Raw genomic sequence first — 18199 nt, forward strand, 5'->3', positions numbered from 1 at the left:
CGAACTGTGTGGGCGAACTGAGCATCGAGCGAACTTGGCCCATCGACTTCTGGAAGTCCAGGCGAGATATTTGGATTCTATAAATTGCCACGCGGAGGATGGCCAAGTCGGGGGAGCGAAAGCTTGGGGGCTAAAGCCGCTTAAAAGACCTCCAGCAGCCATCATCATTGATTAAATTGAGTTGACATATGGTAATCTTATGCTTTGTTCAAACCTTGTAGCGGCTTGGTTGGGTTCACCTCCTAGGCACGTGCAAACAGTGCGATACAGAGTAAGAGGATTGAACGATGTTTTGCCTGATTGAGGGACACGAGAGTGATGGACTGGGCAAGCTGCTCGAGACCGTAGGTAACGTCTGCACCATCGAATATTTCGATTCGCCGGCCCAGGACGGCAGAGTGCGGCGGCAGGTATCCAAATCGTCGGTATTCCTGCGGCGTCTGGGGCGCAATACACGGGTTTACGTGTTCAGCGAACTCGATAGTCGCTGGAGGGTCGCCCGCGTTACGGAAGACGATGGCGAGGGACTGTACGTCAGGTTCACGCACAAGGAAGACGGGTATATAAATTACCGCGACGTTTTCGTTCGGTGGAAGCATCCGATCGACAATCCAGTGGTGTATCTCGCTCGCTTCATCACAGAAACCCCACAGTACTCTCAAGCGCGCTCTGATTTTTTGCAAAACTATATCGATCAACGCGGCGCGGTGTTTGGGCTTCAGGCATTGCTGTCATCATCGATCGAGTTGGAGTCGCATCAGATCGGTGTTGTCAGGCGCGTACTGAACGATTCGTCGCAGCGCTACCTGCTAGCCGATGAGGTTGGCTTAGGAAAGACTATTGAAGCTGGCGTCGTTATCCGGCAGGCAGTGCTCGACAATCCCATGCACAGGGTTGTGATCTTGGTGCCTGCCCCTCTGGTGAGGCAGTGGCGGCACGAATTGGTGTTCCGATTCGGGATGAAGGTCTTTCTCGATGATTCCGTGTTTGTATTGCCCCATGTTGCTGGCGTGGAGCAGGCCGCCGGACTTAAGGGTGCGACGCTAGTGGTGATTGACGAGGCGCATCACGTAGCTGACCCTAACGGCTCAGCGGAGACTCAAAAACTATACGCATTGCTCCAGCGTGCAGCGCGGACCACGGAACGTCTTCTGCTGCTCTCGGCCACGCCAATTGTGCGTAATGAGGCCGGGTTCTTGCGTATGCTGCACCTGCTCGATCCGGTGGTCTACCCGCTCGAGGACTATGAGCGCTTCAAGATTAAGATCGACCACCGCCAAGCGCTTGCTGAAGTTGTGGCCTTGCTGTCTCCGGAACACGCGCTGTTCATGGATCAATCACTTGACGACCTCTTGGTCCGCATTCCAAATGACGAACGGTTGAGTTGCCTCGTTGTTGAACTGAAAAATCAACTTCTGGCGATGCCAGAGGAGGACGATCCCGATTTGGTTGCTGGGATCCGTCGACTGCGCGCGCACATTTCAGAAACCTACCGGCTCAACCGGAGGATACTGCGCAATCGGCGCAAGCAAGTCCAGGGTCTAACTCCTGACCGCAGCGGCGGGGACTATTGTCCGGTTGTGGAGTCGCCACTGGTACGCGTCGAATCGGCATTGGAAACGTGGCGCATCGCTGCAATGGTCGCGTTGGGCACAGATGCCACTACGTCAGCAGGGCAGGCGCTGGGCGATTTTTATTGGGAGCTTGTGGCTGCTTGTGTCGAGAATCCGGACTTGTTGCCGAAACTATGCGCGCAACGGCGCGCGCTGGTGGCCTGGCCCGGCGGTCAAACCGACGGACGCTTCGAGCACGAAGACGAATACCTTGAACACATCGCCACCTTATGGGACAGAGAACGCTGGCTGGCCGCGCGCTGCGCCCATTTGATCGAGAGGCTTCGTTCGCTACCGGGCAAGATTAAGGTAGTCCTTTTTTGTTCAAGTGTGTACACGGCCGATGCGGTATTCAGTCAGCTCAATGCCGCCAGGGAAAATGCGGTGCGTCACAAGGTTGAATTGGACCCGGATGTTGATCTTGACTTAGTGGAGTCCTGGGCCTCGTTCCTGACCGATCCGGAGGTCAAAGTTATTGTCTGCGACCAGGCGGCCGAGGAGGGACTCAATTTGCAAGGCGGCGATAGAGCGGTCATCCACTTCGACCTACCGTTCCAACCGAACCGCATCGAGCAACGAATGGGACGCGTCGATCGCTACGGGGCAGGGAACCAGGTCCATTCGTACGTGCTTTGCGACGAAGGCGCATCGCTGCAGCAGGCCTGGTTCAGCGTGCTGCGAGAAGGCTGGGGGGTTTTCAATCGGTCGATTTCCAGCTTGCAGTATTTGGTAGAGGACGAACTCGGTCGTCTGAAGGGCCACTTGTTTGCCGGCGGTCCCGAGGCGCTGCAAGAATTAACTGCGCGCCTCGCAGGCCCAGATGGTTTGGTCGCATCCGAAATGAAACTTATCGACCAGCAGGATGCGCTGGACGAGTTGTCGCCCCTATCCGAGAATGAGACGGAGAATTTGTTTGAAGTCGACGGCGACTGGAAAAAGATCCGGCATGCGATGCTGTTCTGGATTGTAGATACACTGCTGTTTTCGGCGGTACAGGAACCAGAAGGGCAGGGTACGGTACCGATAGAACGGCCAGTGCGTCTACACTACCATCCGCCTGAGTCGCAGAACAAAGCCACTTTGATCCCGTTGGGGGACTTCCTCAATGACTTTTTGGGAGCAATTGATTACGAGGCGCCGGGCAGTCGGGCTGCTGAGCCACGTTCGTTCGCCCACATGGCGCACCGAACACTTGCGGTCAGACGCGGCGTGCGACTACTACGCTATGGGGACGAATTCGTCGAGGCGGTCAAGGCGTTTTCCGATCTCGATGATCGCGGCCGAAGTTTTGCGCTGTGGCGTCAAATGCACGACGGGTTGACGCCGGGTGAATTCAAGATGTATTTCCGCTTCGATTTCATGGTGGAGACGGCACTGGACAAGGCCGAGGCGGTCATGGCCGAGCACCTTGGCGAGGAGCAAATGGCGGCGCGGGCCGTCTTGGTCCGCCGCGGCGATGGCCTACTTGCCCCGTTCATCATCCATGTCTGGCTCGATGAGGACGGCGACGAAGTAACCCGGGAGGTGGTTGACCGTTTCCTCACACCTGAATATGCGAAGGATGGGGGCGCTGGCTACATCGACAAGAATCTGGGCGCGGAACATTTTCGCGCATTGAAGCGGCAAGCACCGGAGGTATTCGGGAATTGGCACGAACGCTGCCTGCGGATGAATGACCGGGCTTACGTTCTGGTCCTAGCGCGGCCAGAACTAGCGACACGCAAGCGCGCCGCGCTTGCGCGGGCTCGCGCCGAAGACGACGTGCGTCACGCACAGATGCGCACTCGGATTCGGTCGCTGGAAGGCGCCGAAGCAGAAGCGGAAAGTGTTGAGTTCGAGTTGGAGCAGCGTCTGAACGATGCTTTGTATGAAGGGATCGCTAACCCCGTGGTGAAGGTGGACGTGACCGGCGTCGTGTTTTTGGCAGAACAGTCACCTTCGGTACTTGACGCCCTGATGGGAAATGGGCGATGACGTTTGGTTTTGCTGACCTGCAAGCGCTGATCGACGATAGCAGCGCGCCTATCCCAGACTGCGATTTTCAGGATGGCATATACGCGCGCCTGTCCCAACTGCTGCACGCGGCGCGTGAACACGGTTCAATGGCGCCGTTGGCGGCTGACCTCCAACCGTTGGTGCGTCACTGCCTGCTGGCGGAGAGTGCACGAAGCGGCCAAATGACAGTTTTGCGGGTGCCCTCCGATCATGGCTGGCCGTCGGCGTCGGCGTGGGAGGAGCATGGCGTTCAACCTATAGGGGCGGGCGCCTGCGCGTTCATTCTTTCGGCGCAGGCATGGTATCCCGACTGGCTCACTTCCGACGAAGGTGTATTTCAGGACGCGTACTGCGATAAAGAGGTGCGCACTCCCGGAGAATGCGTCGCCGATCCCTTCGTGCAGCAGGCGACCGGTTTCACCTCGTACTCGTCGCCGGGCCAGAGGGAGGCGGTTCGCGCGGTGTTCTTGATGAAGCAGGGCGATACGTTGCTGGTCAATTTGCCGACTGGTTCGGGCAAGAGCCTGGTCGGGCAGGCGCCTGCGCTGGTGCGAAAGCTTGAAGGTGTACTGACGATATTCGTCGTGCCTACCGTTGCGCTTGCGTTGGACCAGGAAAGAGCGATGGGCGAGTACATCAGGCGCACCGACGGCGTGAAAAAGGTGTGGCCATTGGCTTGGTATGGTGGTTTAGCCGACGACAAGCGCGCCGAGATTCGCGCCCGACTGCGTGAAGGCACCCAGCGCATCCTGTTCACCTCCCCCGAGTCGTTATTGACGACACTGCTTGGCACCATCACTGACATTGCGCGTGCGGGAATGCTGCAGTATCTGGTGATCGATGAGGCGCATCTAGTTACCGGATGGGGGGATGCGTTTCGTCCCGCGTTTCAGATATTGGCCGGGTTGCGCAATAACCTATTGCGCGTTTCACCACATGGCTTCCGAACGGTGTTGCTGAGCGCGACGTTCACGCTGGAGACAATTGATACGTTGGCCACGCTATTTGGCCCGCGCGAGCGCGTGCATATTGTCTCGGCCGTGCACCTTCGTCCGGAGCCGCAATATTGGTTCTCGAAGGCCGAGTCGCGCGCGGAGAAGGAGGAGCGTGTGCTCGAAGCGCTGCGCCACGCCCCGCGACCGTTCATTCTGTACGTGACAACCCATGCGGAGATCCGCGAATGGGGAGCGCTGCTTAAGCGGGTCGGACTAGTTCGAATTGCGTGCTTTGACGGAACCACCCCAGCCAGCAAACGCGCAAAAATCATTCATGACTGGGTTGGCGATCGACTGGATGGCATCATCGCAACGTCCGCATTTGGCGTGGGCATCGACAAAAGCGACGTACGCACCGTAATCCACGCCACTATTCCCGAGACGCTTGACCGCTACTACCAGGAAGTTGGACGCGGTGGACGAGACGGACGTCCGTGCGTTAGCCTGCTAGTGTACGACGATCAAGACTGGAGGCTCCCGAAACGATTGGCTCGGCCGACGATAGTGACTCAGGAACTTGGAATTAACCGCTGGAAGGCGATGTACCAGACTTGCCGTGCAACCGAGGATGGTAGCGTATTCGAAATCGACATCGAAGCGCGGCGGGCAAAGCTGAGCGGAACCAGTGAATACAACGTTAACTGGAACATGCGCACCCTAATCCTGATGGCGCGCGCCGGCTTGATCTCGCTCGACGTCGGTGCAGCAGTACAGGCAGACGATGCTGACCTGGACGAAGCCTCGTCATTGCTAGCCGCCATGGCCAGCATCCGCGTTCGCTTCGAAGATGATGGACATCGACTGCCCGAGGTGTGGGAAAAACGTGTGACCATGTCGCGTAATTCCACCCTGATGGCGGCGGGACACAATCTGGCGCTGATGAGCGGGATTCTTAACGATGGCCGCGAAGTTGGCGCAACATTGGCCGAACTGTACCAAGTCAATTCCGGACCTTGGTTCGTGCCAGTAACGCGCGTCTGTGGAGGCTGCCCGCAGGACCGTTGCGCCAGCGACATGGTGCGCGAGTATCGGATGCCCGTCCCGACGTTGCTGCAGGTCACTGAGGCGGCTCGGTTCGAAGGCTGGACGCGGCTCTTCCCATGGCTCGACCCTACATTTGTCTATGTGTTTTACGATGACGATCAGCCGGCGAAGGAGATCAACACGGCGATCCTGAAGTTTGTAAGCTGGTTAGTTCAGGAATGCGGCGTACGGGAGGTCGCCGTGCGCGCGGACAGTGCGTTGGCGAAATCACAGGAATGGAATCGGCTTTACCGACGCGCACCGGACGGCGTGGTTCTGCATCGGAGCTTCGCCGAACTCGATGTCGAACCATATACGCCGCTAGCGCGCGTGACCGTGCTCGACACTGAATCAGCCATGTCGCTACTTGAACGCGTACGCTTTCTGGAGCGGCCGAACCACATCGTGTTACTGCCGCGCGGCCTACTTGATCCGACCAACCCTTTGCGCAAGCTGGCGGACGTCATGCAGAATGCGGCCTACCTTCAGCAGTTGCTACCTGTGATAATCCAATGACAATCATTAATCTCACAAACGACGGACTGCATGCGCAGCTCATTGTGCTGGCTCGCGTGGCGGCTAAGTTCGGCCCGATTAACAGGGACGAACTCATTCGGGTGTGCGCCGCGCCGGGCGATGATGGCAAAGATCGGGATGTGGCTCGACTGCGGACCACACTGGCGCGATGGATTGAGTTGGGTCTTTTCATTCAAGAGGCTGACGCGATCCGCGTCAATCTCGAGTTAAAACGAGGGTTCGCCATCGACGAATTGACCGACCGACTGCCTGCAACCTGTCGGCGGCTTGTCTTGCAGGATCAGCATTGCCTGCCGCTGTGGGGAACCGGTGAGGACCCAACGGAAAAAGGTGTCGGTCGTGCCGCCGATTTTGCGCGCGGCTTGGCTTGGGCGCTGGCCCAGGACATATACAGTCTGCCCGAGGGCGGAAAAGATATTGAGGCACTTGATCGTTCCCAGGCGACGACGGCGCGATTCATCTTTCTAAATCACGGCCGTTGGCCCGGGTTACGGCCATGGGCCCGTTACCTCGGATTCGGCAACGGTGATGGCAGTAGTTTCTTGTTCGACCCAACCGAAGCAGTGCGCGACGAATTGCCGCACATCATAGGAAATGGGAAAGCGATGGCGGCTGAAGCTTTCATCGGTGCACTGGGCGCGCGTCTGCCGGTCCTCGATGGTGGCACCTATCGCAAGGAGGTAGAGGCAAACCTTCGTTCCGATCGTTGGCGTGGGCCGGAGTCGGGACATTTGTCTATGTCGCTGTCGTTTGCATTGCGGCGACTCGATTTGGACGGCACCATCAAGCTCGAGACCTTGGCCGATGCCGGTGCAGTGGTCAAGCTAAGCGGACGGGATTACCGCACCTGGGCATCGTTCACGCAAGTGCGACTGGCGGGAGATAGGGCATGAACCTGACACGATACTGGCCCACTTCCGACGAAGTGGATCAATGCATCAAACCGGAAGCGGAAGGCGCGCAGGATGCGGTGCTGCTAGCGGTGCACCAGCCTTCGCCGCTGAGCTACAGGATCGGTTCTGCAGAGAAAATCGCCACCACTGAAGACGAACTGTACCAATATTTCACTACCCCTGACGTACCCATGGGAGCACACTTGGTGCCGATTACGGGTGCCTCCGGCGTTGGGAAATCGCACTTGGTGCGCCTGTTGGCGGCACGCCTGAAAAGTGACGATAGCGCGCGCCGTTTCGTCGTGATTCGGATTCCGAAGAGTGCCAGCCTGCGTCGAGTCGTCGAACTGATCCTCGAGCCATTGCCTGACGATGGTTTCGCACAGGTAAAGCAGGCATTTAAGACGGCAATGGCGGACGTGGACATCGACACCGCCGCGATCAGCTTCCAAGCGAACCTGGAAATTGCGCTACGCGACCTTGCTGTGGACCTGCGCCAAGAGGCGTTGGCGAATCCAACCAACCAACTTTGCAAACAAAAGCTTGGCCACGCCCTTGCGCTGCCTAAGTTGATGGCTGACCCGATGGTAGTCGAATATTTTCGTCAGCATGTGTTCCCGAAGATCGTTAAGCGAGTGGTTGCAGGCCATCGCGAAGAGGAAGGAATGCCGCGGGTCGTCGACTTTACGGCCACGGACTTCAATCTGCCAGATACCATTGAAATAGGCAAGGCAGCCGAATCCACGCAACGATATTATCAGTCCGTATTGCGGGCCAACGGCGGAGCCGGCATGCAGGTTGCTGCTGACCTGCTCAACGGCCGCGTTGTGGACCAAGCGATGCGCTTGTTGTTCCAGTTGCATGAAGCTATCGGGGGGATGTCCCTGCAGGACGTTATCATCGAGATCCGAAAATTGTTGCTGCATGACGGGCGCGAACTGGTAATTCTCGTCGAAGACTTCAAGGCTCTCACCGGAATTCAAGATACTCTGTTGCACGTACTGATCCAGGAAGGGGTACGCGACGGTAGGCGCGAACTGGCGACAATGCGCTCGGCGATTGCGGTCACCGACGGCTATCTCGCCGGACATGACACGATCGCTACACGGGCGAAGCGCGAGTGGATCGTCGAAAGTCAGTTGGCCAGCGAGCAGGAAGTTCTGGACCGGACTAAGCGCCTTGTCGCTTCCTACCTGAATGCGGCGCGTTGGGGGCACCTGAAACTTGAAACTCGCTATGCTAAGCAGGGAAAGAACTGGTCGGGGGATACCGCATGGATCGAACCATTCGTCGACGACGATGCCGCCGGTTCGGACGAACTGGCGGCATTCGGCGCCATCGACGGCGTATCGTTGTTCCCGTTTAACGACCTGGCCATCGAGCGGTTGGCGCGGATGGCACTTACCCAGGGGAACGCATTAGTATTTACGCCCCGTTTCGTCATTGACCACATACTGCGCAATGTGTTGTTAGTCGGGCGTCTAGCGTATGAAAGCGGGTCGTTCCCTCCGATCAACCTTGTCGCGCCGGTACCATCGGCCGAAGTGGCGCAGTGGCTAGCGAGTCTGCATGTTTCGACCGATCAGCGCCGCAGGTATGAACGATTGGTCACGATTTGGGGCGATGGACCAATTACCCGAGCCGAAGTCGGACGTATCCAGCCACTGGTGTTCAAAGCGTTCGGATTGGAGCCGCCTGGAATCGCGGCGCCGCCGCCGCGCCCGGTATTGCCGGCGCGGACCGCACCGCGCGACAATGAAAGAACTATCGCGGCGCCGCCGCAAGAGACTGAACAGGTATCCGATTTAAGGACGGCGCTGGAGAACTGGGTACAAAAAGAGGTTCGTCTCGATCAAAACACCGCGAATCAAATCCGCGCGGCGCTGGAACAAGCGATCACCGAGCGCATCGACTGGAATGCTGAGCGCTGCGTCAAGCTGGCGATTCGCGCCAACCGGATTTCAATTCCTCACGCCGGCGGAGAAGCGGGCATACGCAACGATGCGATCCGGCTAGCGCCCGACCATCACGACCCAGATGGTCAATTACGGACGGATCTAGTTGCACTTCTGCGGTTCTACAAATTCAATAATCGGAAGACAGACTACGAGGAAGTCGACGACGACCTTGCTCGGATCGGTAATTTGGTGAGGCGGTTGATGCCGCAAGCGCTGGCACTTGTCAGGGGGCAGGTAAAGGTCCAATTGCAAAATGCTGCCAAGCTCCTGGCGACTAACAGCCGTGTGCTGGGTCTATTCGAACTCGGCCGCACGCCGGCCGCACTGTCGGCCTTCTTATACTCAGAGGCGACACTTGGTAACCGGCCGTCGGAAAATGCGGATCCGGCGATCATCGAATGGCGGACCTTGCAGGATAGCGCTCAATCAATTCGGGGAAAGTTGCGCGACATGTTGTTTGAGCGTTGCGGCTGCTTCCAGGGAACCAGCAGCAACGCAAATGGGATCGACATTATTCGCATTCTGGAGTATTTCCCCGCCGATGATGAACGAGTCGATCTCGATGTTCTCGAGGTGGATGCTGCGCTGCGCGTCGTATTGCAAAACATGCGCGAAATTGCTGTGGACACCCGGGCTAAGAAAGTTTTGAAGGAGGCGATCCGACTCCAGCAAGTATTGCTGTCCGAATTGGGCGAAGGCTTCGACAAGGCGGAGGTAGCTGGCGCGCTAAAGGAACTGACGGAGGGAATGAAGAAGTTAGCTATCTGGCACAAAGATGATTTGGGCATGACCGTCGCGGATTTCCTGCGCTTGTGCGAGGACTTTCGCACCGGCGCCCTAAAAGAAGCGCTCGGCACATTGACTACGGCGCAACTCGATGAACAGAAAAACGACGGGAAGGCACTCAGTCGGATTGCGCAACTGGATGTCAATCCGTTGATAGTCGCAGTTAATTTCGTGACGACGGCAAGTAAAGTGGCATTTGCCGCCCGACGTCACGCCGACATGCTTCAGGGGCAGACAAAGGGGCTCGACATAGGTGCGCAGGCTGACGGGATTCGCACCACCTTCGATAGCCTTATCAGCGATTTGGATGCACTGGAAGTGAAAGAGGAAAAGGAATGCTCTTAGAGAACGCAAAAGCGGCCCATGAGCGCCTGCAGAGCGCCAATGCGGCTCGGGAGAATCTGGACGAGGCGGACGCCTTGCTAGGCCTGCACAAAGAACTTTCAGCCAAGGCGACGAAACTGCACACCTTGGCGGCCCGTGCAGTTCTGCTGCGCGAGCACGGCGTGGTCCTGACGCCAAGCCCAGACACGAAAGCGATGCGCAAGGGGATTTCCAATCTACGTAAGCGCTTCGATGAGAAAACCAATTCCAGCACTCTGACCCAGGGACAGCACTGGAAGGCACTGCAGACGGCTCTCGACGGCGCTATTGCCGCAATCGAGGTCGAGCAGCGACAGGATTGGAAGAACCATTTCGCCACCCGCCTATTCGGCGGTTTGCCGCCTGAGCAGCGCAAAGTCGGTCTAGTGCAAACGCCGGACAACAAGCTTGCGCTTGTCCAGTATGCCCGACTATTTGAGGAATTCGTGCGCTACCGTAACACGGTCGCAAGCACCGTGGAGGAACTCAATGCGGTGCACCGTTGCTCGGAGGCGCTGAAGAGCATCACTTTCGTCGAGGATGTGCCTAAGGCCGTGGAATTGTTTATTAACGCGGTACCGACTGGCGCAAGCCTAAATTTGCTGACGCCCGAGGTCATCGAATGGCTGCAGGTACAAGGCTTGCTCGGTAGTTTTGTGGTGCGCGCGCGCGCCTGAGGGGATCATTATGTCGGCAGACCGCGAAAAATTCCTGTCCAAGGTACTCGACCTTGTTGAGCATGGCGAGGCCCGCCTGCTGACATGGGGTATTGTCGACGGCTTTCTCAGCCAGCCCGAAATAGTAAAGCTGATCGAGCCGTTGGTCGACGAGGCGCTGGACGCGGGGATGGACGTGTTCTTGACTGCCGACGATGTTATCGAGGTGATGCTTGAGCGCAGGTGGGTCACCGTTGTAGAACTTGACGACGGTAAGGTCGGCTACCGCTCGCGAATGGCAGAGACGGTGCGCTTGCTGCAGCGCCTGCGCCAATTGTTTCCGAAACACGCCGGCCCGGCAGGATGGCAACTCGCGCCGACATTGGTGGCGGATTTCCGCTTCCTTCGCCGACGCCGCGAATACCCGCGCCGGGATGTGTCGGCCGAATCAGTGCTGCGGCAACTGGGAGAAGTAACGTCGAGCAGCGCAATGCTGGTTGCCGCGCGAGCCTTGCTCTGCCCTGGTGGGCGGCCGCTGACGTTGGCCGGATTCCAATTGCGCGCGGCGCAGCGCATCATTCGCGGTATCGAAGAAGACCAAGCGTTGGCGACAATCGTCTGCGCTGGTACTGGCAGCGGCAAGACGCTGGCGTTCTACCTGCCGGCGCTGGCGTCGATCGTGCGTCACTTACTTTCGGGCTTGCATGCGGGGCCATGGGTGAAGGCGGTGGCGCTATATCCGCGTACCGAATTGTTGAAGGACCAATTACGCGAAGTGCTGGGGCGATCGTTGGCGCTGACCGAGGCACTGCCCATGCGCGAGCGAGTCACTCTGCGGGTCGGGGCGCTGTTTGGCGATACCCCACATTCGGCTCGCTTTTGTGAATGGCCAAAAGTGGGCGACGATCAAGTGTGTCCGGTATTGTCCTGCCTGCACTGTTCGGGCGAAATGCGCTGGCGCGCGGCGGACCGTAACGTTGGGCGCGAGCGACTGGAGTGCGCCGACTGCACTTTTACGCTCGATGGTGAGATATTCCCATTGACCCGCGAGACGATCAAGAAGCGCCCGCCGGACCTGCTTTTCACGACGACCGAAATGCTCAACCAGCGGATGGCCGACAACTCGATGTCGCATCTGTTCGGCATTGGCCCCGGTGCGTTGCGCCCACCAGAACTGGTGCTGATGGACGAGGTGCACACGTACGAGGGGCGGCACGGCGCACAGGTTGCGTACCTAATGCGTCGTTGGCAGCGCCTGCTCAAGTGCCCGCTACGCTTCGTCGGTCTGTCGGCCACGCTACGCGAGGCTGCCGATTTCTTCGCCGTGCTGACTAACTGCAAGCGGACTCTGGTTGACGAAGTCTCGCCGTTGTCGAATGAGATCGAGGCCGAGGGCGCCGAGTACCTGATCGCGCTGCGAGGTGACCCGGTGTCGCGCACGGCGTTGTTATCGACGACGATACAGACCACGATGCTCCTGCAACGTTGTCTTGATCCGCAGGCTGCGGATAGCGAGCGCTCGGTGAGCCTGGGTGCGTTCGGGCGCAAGACGTTCGTCTTCGCCGACAACCTCGATATCATCAATCGCCTGTATTTTGACCTCCTAAGCGCGGAGGGACGCACCAGTTCAGGCGCGCCGGATACCCGTAATGCTCCTGCGGGCGGATTGGCATTGCTGCGTTCTCCCGGCAGTTCGCGGATGCGTTACGCGAATGGCCAGGATTGGCGCTTCTGTGAGTCGTTGCGTGACCAGAATCTACAGCGCCGGTTGGCGGTCAAGCGGGTCAGTTCGCAGGATCGTGGCGTCGATCCAGGCGCAGATGTCGTGGTGGCCACGGCGGTGCTGGAAGTCGGGTTCGATGATCCGTCCGTCGGCGCGGTCATCCAGCACAAGGCGCCGCATGGCATGGCTAACTTCCTGCAGCGTAAGGGCCGTGCTGGCCGCACGCGCGGCATGCGCCCATGGACAGCCGTGGTCCTGTCCGACTACGGGCGCGACCGCGCATCCTACCAGTCTTACGATTTGCTGTTCGATCCGGAACTGCCGGTGCGGACCTTGCCGCTGTCGAACCGCTACTTGACGAGGATGCAGGCGGTATACGCGACCATCGATTACCTCGGCGCCAGCTTGCAGGGTGGGGCGGGCGGCAGCGTCTGGACCGACCTGAGTGGCCCGGTCAAGAAGGAGTCGCGGCGGGTGCAACTGCAGTACCATCTGCGGACGATTCTCGAGTCGGACAATGCCGCGCAGCGTCTGGCGGATCATCTGAGACGGGCATTGGACTTGCCGGCGGAGGAAGTGTCGGCGCTGTTGTGGGAATATCCGCGACCACTGATGACGACCGTGCTGCCGACCGCGTTGCGGCGCCTGGCGACGGGATGGAGCGCTGGCGGACAGCCGAACGCCGATTTCACCATCGCCAACAATCCGCTCCCCGATTTCATCCCGGCGACGCTGTTTGCCAACCTGAGCCTGGCTGAGGTGGAAATCGCTTTGCCTGGTTCGAGCACCAATGGATTGCGCGACCGGAACGCGATGGCGGTCTTTGCCGCGCTGCGCGAATTTGCGCCCGGCCGCGTCAGCCGCCGCTACGGGGTGAAACATCGGGCAGAGCGCCACTGGTTGCCGCCGTCGAACGATGTGCAGTCAAGTTCGGATCTTGTGGAGGGGGCAGTCGACCTCGAGATCAGCGCGATAGGTACCCACGTTCCGATCGGACGTTTCCTGATGCGCCAGGACGACAAAGTGGTCGCGCTGCCGGTGTGGCGCCCAGTAACACTGGCCCCAGTGCTGCCACCGAAGAACGTGAAGGATTCGTCGAACGCGTCGCTAAATTGGCATACCCAGTTTGTCGTCGGCGCCGAGCCGGTGTGGCTGCAGCCGCCTGCGGGCGGACTCTGGCCTGAACTCGTTGAAAACTTGGGCTTTTTCAGCCATGCGCATCACTCGCCGCTAGAGGTGCGCCGCTTCGCTGTTGGCGCCCGCGCCGATGTAGGCGTGGGGCAGGAACGGCGTCGGATCGATACCAGTTTCGCGGCTGAACAGGAACCGGTCGGACTCGGGGCAAGTTTTTCGGCCGATGCGGTGCTGTTCCGGCTTCGAATCCCCGAGGCGTTGTACTCGCGCTGCGGCACTGGGCAGAAGTGGCGCGCGCTGCGCACCGCACGCTTTATTGACGCTGCTTGGCATGGTCGCTCGCTGGCGATGGTCGCCAGCCCGTTCATGCGCGAATGGCTGGCGCAGATTTTCCTGTCAGCGGTCACGTTCGATGCAATTCAGAACGACCACGGTTTGGACGAGGCGGCTCGCGCGCTCGCGACTGGCACGGCCAGTGTCACCCTCCTGGGCGTGCTGCAACTGCTGTTTCAGTCCAACGTGGTCGAAGGGCAGGGGGAGGATTCCGAAGACTTGCCGCAGGATCGGTTGCGCCAGGACCTTGAGGAATTCTTGCAGCGCGCCGACGTAGTGGTGGAATTGCAACGGGCCGCTGCGGTGCTGTGGGAGCAAGTGAACGACCAATGGGAGCCGTGGTTGCGTGGAGTCTTCCAGTCGACGTTCGCCGCCGCCTTATTGCGCTCGATTGCAGACCTGTGCCCCACCATCGATCCCGACGAACTGCACCTCGATCTGGACCGTGGGCCAGTCGACGAAGCGGGAGCGATCGGCTTCGATCCTGCCCTGGCAGAGATCTGGTTCACCGAACGCGGCCCCGGCGGGAACGGACTGGTGGAGGAGTTTATGCGTCGCTACGCCGAAGATCCGCGGCGCTTCTTTTCGATTGTGCGCGCGAACCTCGATATGGGCGAGTTTGAAATGATCGACCACCAGTTGAAGGGGGTGATCCGCTCGCTCGCCGACGACCCGAACTCGGAGGTCGGGGAGACGGTGCAGGCGTATCGCTGCGCCAGTAGCCAACATGAGATGGTGCTGCGAATGCCACAATTGCGGTCAGCTCTGGTAAAGGCCGGCTTCGTTCCCTTCCACGGCTTTTTCGCATCAATGGGCAACCGCGTGCTGCGCCAGGGTTCAGGCCCGGCTAGCGATCAGTACTTGGCCGCCGTGCTGGCGCAATGGGACACACTTGAGGACCGACTGGGAATCGAGATTGATCCGCGCGTGATGAGTTATTTTTTGAGCCAGTCGGACGATATCGACCGCATAATTCCGGAAATGAGTGCGGTGCTCGGTACGGATCGGCGCGCGTGGCGCATGAGTGCCGTGTACGGACTGCTTTGGGCGCGAGGACGTGCCGTGCGTCAGTCTGCCCTACAGGTGCGTAACCCGTTCTGCGAACTGCCGACCGTCGAGCGCCTGCTGGTGGCCGAAGTACTGGCAGACGACCGCGTGCGGATCCCGGTGGCGGACCTTGACTGGCTGGAGCGAACGGCCGAACATCTGGCACTCGGCCGCATGGTGACGCTCACCTGCCGGGAGAGCCAGCGCCAATTGCTCGGCAGGGCCCTCAACGCTCTGGTCACGAATCCGATCGACGCAGGCTACGTGCGCGCATTCGCGCGATTGCAGGGCGTGCGGCAATCGGCCGATGCCATCGAAGCCGACATTGAACTGATTGAGGCTACCCAATGACTTATTTGTACCGACGGATTTTCAAGTCGCAGGCTGCCGGTGCGACTACGATCGCCGAACTGCTGCAATCGATGTTTGTTGCTGAGATGCTGATGTCGGAAGGTGATTTATGGATCGTTTCGCCGTGGATTAGCAATGTGGTGCTGATCGACAATAGGTCCGGTAACTTCGACTCCATGAACCCAGAATGGGGGCGGCGCGAAGTGCGTCTGGTTGATGTCCTGATTGCGCTGATGAGTCGCGGTGCCACCGTCAATGTGGTCACGCGCAGCGACGAAACCAACCGGGTTTTTATTGGCAGATTGCAGGATATGGCACGGCAGTTGGCTCTGGAGGACTATGTATCGATCACGGTGCGCGAAAAGCTACACACTAAGGGGGTGCTATTGTCGAACAGCTTACTGATGGGGTCGATGAACTTGACTTACTACGGTATGCAGATCAACGATGAATGGGTCGAATTCTCGCTGGACCCGGAAGACTTGGCGGCGACCAGGCTCGAATTTAAACAGTATTTGTGAGGAGTCACATGCAGGCCAATTCGCCACCTGAGCCAACGTGGCTGGAGCGCTTCTTCAGCGCCCCGAACACCATGCATTGGGAAGCGCTCAGCGCGCGCTCGGCCCCACCGGTTTGGCTGGAGCAGGTCATTCCGTGGATCGACTTGTTTTCGCAGCCCAAGGCGAAGGTGATCGTGCTTCCGGTCTTCGACCGGGACGGGCCGTGCATTTGGTACGCGGCGGCGACCGACTCGACCGCGGCCACTGCGCTGGCAGCGGAGTTAATGGCCTTTGTCGGGCCTAGTTACAGTGACTTCCGAGGGCAGCCTCACCCATGCGATTCAGGAAACGCAATCGAGGAGGCGCTGCGCGCGCGTTTCGGCAATCTCGTCTTTAGGATCGTTCCGAATGCGGACGACGTTCGGCCGGACATTGTTCGTGCCCTGGCGTCATATCTGGGACTGCAGCGCCGGCGGCCCGATGCTCCGGACCGCACCCAGCAACCCTTTGGCAAGTTACGCGCCGATTTCGACCGGGCCTTACTGGCTGGCAACGAAGCAACAGCGGCCAAGTTGCTTGAAGCGCTGTGTGACACTGGACGCGTCAACGCTGAACAGCGCAAGTACTTCGAGGTCAGAATGCTGGCGGGACTGGACCGGCAGCAGGAACTTGCACGCAATTCGTCGCTGCTTAAGGCGGTTATGGATTTGTCGCTGCCGCCGCAAACGATCGTCGACCTGGTTGACGCTTTGTATGCGACCTTCGTTGAGGACATCGAGGAGGAATCTGCAAGTAGCGTCGCGGCGGCCTTCGAGCAGCACATCGGCAAGCATTTCGGCGCCTTGTTCAAGGAGCGAAAGGGGGTGCGGCAAGCGAACGTCCTAAAGGCCTTCTTCCTGTACGAGGCCACGCGTCAGGTTCCTGATCAAGCGCGTTGCGCTGCCACCATTGCCGCATTCCCTGATGACCCTTTCGGCCGGGCATTGCTGCAACGGTGGTCGGATCAATTGCTGGCGTTTCCGGAAAGTTCGCCGGCGGTTGACCCGTTGGAAGCGGCGCGCCTCGCGGTGGCGGACGAAAACTATGAGATCGCCGTGACGTGGTACAAGCAAGTGCTGCCCGACCAGCGCGGGTATGCCGGACTGCTGCGCTGCGCTGTTGAGTTCGGCGCCCCCGCGCTGACCGCCGAAGTGCTCGAACTCTTTGACGGCGCGCCGGATGCGATCTTTGCCATGCTTGGAGATCGCGATCAACAGCGACTAGCACGTTTGCGCGGAACCTCAATTCATCCGACGCCGATCACTTCGGCGAGTGATTGGCTAGAATGGGCGCAAGGTGTCGCCGAGCACCGCTACGGTGGCACCGCACTCGCCTTGCTCAACGAGTCGGCGGTACGCTGGCCAATTGAAGACTATCTGCGGGAGGCTGATAAGTGTGCACAGTTGGCGGCGATCGTCGGCAACGCCGACAGTCCCGCAGGTGCGGTGTTTAGAGACGCATTTCCCCAATTTGTCGAATTCTTCGTGCATCGCACATCCCGCCCGGTGCGTGGTTTCGTGCCGCTCTACGGTATGCTGGTGAAGATGGTTACCTGGAACGGCGGCGCGTCGCCGGATGAACTTGAGTTAGTGGCATCCTTGGTTCAGGTTGTTCTGAGCGTAGGTCCGGATAAGCAATCGTATGCGGATGTGGTGGAAGATCTCGGAGAAATTCTTTCCGCAAATCGGGCCGCAACCAACATTGATTGGGCGCTCAATCTTGCTGAGATTCTTGCCACTCATCCGGCCCCGGATTCGGAATGCCGCCTGCGTTTTTTTTCTGCGGTACAAGGTCTCATGCGTGAGAGTAGTCACAGAGTTTCCAGCGCTCAACGCAGCATAATTCGCCTGTTATCATTGGATTTTGGCTGCCAAGAGTTGTTGTCTGATTGGCCTGATCCCATCGCGGCAATAGGCGCAAACGTTGGGACCTTTGCGGGCCTAATAGCGATATACACCCTAACTGAACAGGCTGGACTGCGCGCCCGTGATGTGTTGCGTACTATGCTTCCAAATGCACAAATTGAAGTCAATGGAGACAGTGTCGCCACTGACCGCCTCCGGCATCTCGCTGCAAAGGCTGACATTTTTGTTTTCGCATGGCGTAGTAGTAAGCACCAAGCTTTCTTTTGTATAAAAGAATACAGGAAAGGGCGTCCCATACATATGCCTGTGGGGAAAGGCTCCGCAAGTATTCTGCAGGCGGCATTGGCGGCGGCTGAGGATGCGATTCTTCGTAGAGTCAAGTAGTAGT

8 protein-coding genes are annotated in these 18199 nt (G+C 58.9%); all 8 read left to right on the forward strand.

Annotated elements, in window-relative coordinates; translation table 11 throughout:
• Nucleotides 1–287 precede the first annotated feature (287 nt).
• The 8 genes from dpdE to dpdD are packed head-to-tail and all read left to right on the forward strand — an operon-like array spanning nt 288 to nt 18195.
• Nucleotides 288–3587: a protein DpdE gene (gene dpdE, locus ACHAC9_RS12975; protein WP_435760415.1), complete on the forward strand. Its 3300-nt coding sequence runs from the start codon at nt 288–290 to the stop codon at nt 3585–3587.
• On the forward strand, nt 3584–6142 hold the full coding sequence (gene dpdF, locus ACHAC9_RS12980; RefSeq protein WP_435760416.1) for a protein DpdF: 2559 nt from the start codon (nt 3584–3586) through the stop codon (nt 6140–6142). Before dpdE ends, dpdF begins: the two co-directional genes overlap by 4 nt.
• Complete coding sequence (dpdG, locus tag ACHAC9_RS12985) at nt 6139–7056, forward strand: protein DpdG (RefSeq protein ID WP_435760417.1); 918 nt, start codon at nt 6139–6141, stop codon at nt 7054–7056. The genes dpdF and dpdG overlap by 4 nt, the downstream gene beginning before the upstream one ends.
• Entirely contained in the window at nt 7053–10145 is a 3093-nt protein-coding gene (dpdH, locus tag ACHAC9_RS12990) for a protein DpdH (protein WP_435760418.1), read from the forward strand. Before dpdG ends, dpdH begins: the two co-directional genes overlap by 4 nt.
• Nucleotides 10136–10840 carry a hypothetical protein gene (locus ACHAC9_RS12995; protein WP_435760419.1) on the forward strand — a complete coding sequence of 235 codons (705 nt, stop codon included), beginning with the start codon at nt 10136–10138 and terminating at the stop codon, nt 10838–10840. The genes dpdH and ACHAC9_RS12995 overlap by 10 nt, the downstream gene beginning before the upstream one ends.
• Nucleotides 10841–10850: 10 nt before the next feature.
• Entirely contained in the window at nt 10851–15407 is a 4557-nt protein-coding gene (gene dpdJ, locus ACHAC9_RS13000) for a protein DpdJ (protein ID WP_435760420.1), read from the forward strand.
• The gene (gene dpdK / locus ACHAC9_RS13005; protein ID WP_435760421.1) at nt 15404–15928 is read left to right on the forward strand and encodes a phospholipase D-like domain-containing protein DpdK; all 525 of its coding nucleotides are present in this window, start codon (nt 15404–15406) and stop codon (nt 15926–15928) included. The genes dpdJ and dpdK overlap by 4 nt, the downstream gene beginning before the upstream one ends.
• Nucleotides 15929–15936: 8 nt before the next feature.
• Nucleotides 15937–18195 carry a protein DpdD gene (dpdD, locus tag ACHAC9_RS13010; protein ID WP_435760422.1) on the forward strand — a complete coding sequence of 753 codons (2259 nt, stop codon included), beginning with the start codon at nt 15937–15939 and terminating at the stop codon, nt 18193–18195.
• The last annotated feature ends 4 nt before the right edge of the window (nt 18196–18199 follow it).

The sequence above is a fragment of the Massilia sp. CMS3.1 genome (assembly GCF_051262535.1).
Taxonomy (GTDB): domain Bacteria; phylum Pseudomonadota; class Gammaproteobacteria; order Burkholderiales; family Burkholderiaceae_D; genus Telluria.

Coding starts and splice junctions, on each gene's coding strand:
- dpdE (WP_435760415.1), top strand. CDS start 288: ATGTTTTGCCTGATTGAGGGACACGAGAGTGATGGACTGGGCAAGCTG.
- dpdG (WP_435760417.1), top strand. CDS start 6,139: ATGACAATCATTAATCTCACAAACGACGGACTGCATGCGCAGCTCATT.
- dpdJ (WP_435760420.1), top strand. CDS start 10,851: ATGTCGGCAGACCGCGAAAAATTCCTGTCCAAGGTACTCGACCTTGTT.
- dpdH (WP_435760418.1), top strand. CDS start 7,053: ATGAACCTGACACGATACTGGCCCACTTCCGACGAAGTGGATCAATGC.
- dpdK (WP_435760421.1), top strand. CDS start 15,404: ATGACTTATTTGTACCGACGGATTTTCAAGTCGCAGGCTGCCGGTGCG.
- ACHAC9_RS12995 (WP_435760419.1), top strand. CDS start 10,136: ATGCTCTTAGAGAACGCAAAAGCGGCCCATGAGCGCCTGCAGAGCGCC.
- dpdF (WP_435760416.1), top strand. CDS start 3,584: ATGACGTTTGGTTTTGCTGACCTGCAAGCGCTGATCGACGATAGCAGC.
- dpdD (WP_435760422.1), top strand. CDS start 15,937: ATGCAGGCCAATTCGCCACCTGAGCCAACGTGGCTGGAGCGCTTCTTC.